The sequence below is a fragment of the Xanthobacter autotrophicus genome (assembly GCF_030015065.1).
Taxonomy (GTDB): domain Bacteria; phylum Pseudomonadota; class Alphaproteobacteria; order Rhizobiales; family Xanthobacteraceae; genus Xanthobacter; species Xanthobacter autotrophicus_D.
Window position 1 is genome coordinate 1 of record NZ_JAIVFN010000426.1, and the last position, 444, is coordinate 444.

Annotated in this window: 1 pseudogene; it reads right to left on the reverse strand. The window is 67.6% G+C overall.

Annotated elements, in window-relative coordinates:
- Positions 1-444: pseudogene (gene rpoB / locus K9U40_RS23855) on the reverse strand (DNA-directed RNA polymerase subunit beta); the annotation flags it as partial.

Consider the following 444-nt stretch of genomic DNA (forward strand, 5'->3'; position numbering starts at 1 on the left):
CCCAGGTCGGGGGAGGCACCGTCCGCGATCACGGCGCCCTTGGCCAGCACATCGCCCTTCTTCACGATGGGGCGCTGGTGGATGTTCGTGTTCTGGTTGGAACGCTGGTACTTGATGAGGTTGTAGATGTCCACACCCACTTCACCGGCCACGGCCTCGGCGTCGTTCACGCGCACCACGATGCGGGTCGCATCCACGTAGTCCACGATACCGCCGCGGTTCGCCGTCACCACCGTGCCGGAGTCCACGGCCGCCACGCGCTCGATGCCGGTGCCCACCATGGGCTTTTCCGGACGCAGCACGGGCACGGCCTGGCGCGACATGTTGGCGCCCATCAGTGCGCGGTTCGCGTCATCGTGCTCCAGGAAGGGAACGAGCGAGGCGGCCACCGACACGATCTGCGCGGGCGACACGTCCATGTACTGCACGCGCTCGGCGGACAGC